The following is a 232-nucleotide window of genomic DNA, read 5'->3' on the forward strand; positions in this document are numbered from 1 at the left end:
GCTTCCAACAGCCTGTTTGAAGCAACGACCGAATTAACCCGAATCGGCGAATTAGAAGCCGTCAGTTTGTGCGTACCGACTCCTCTGAAAAAATACCGTGAGCCGGACATGAGCTTTGTGATAGACACTACCGATGCGGTAAAACCTAACCTGCGCGCCGGGCAAGTGCTTTCTTTAGAATCCACCACCAACCCCGGTACTACCGAAGAAGAATTGAAGCCACGAATGGAAG

At 50.4% G+C, this 232-nt stretch carries 1 pseudogene; it reads left to right on the forward strand.

The annotated features are described in order from the left end of the window. Positions 1–232, forward strand: a pseudogene (locus tag ACTHSN_RS10925) (UDP-N-acetyl-D-glucosamine dehydrogenase); the annotation flags it as partial.

It is taken from the genome of Neisseria sp. P0009.S010, assembly GCF_051958545.1.
In the GTDB taxonomy this organism is placed as follows: domain Bacteria; phylum Pseudomonadota; class Gammaproteobacteria; order Burkholderiales; family Neisseriaceae; genus Neisseria; species Neisseria subflava_A.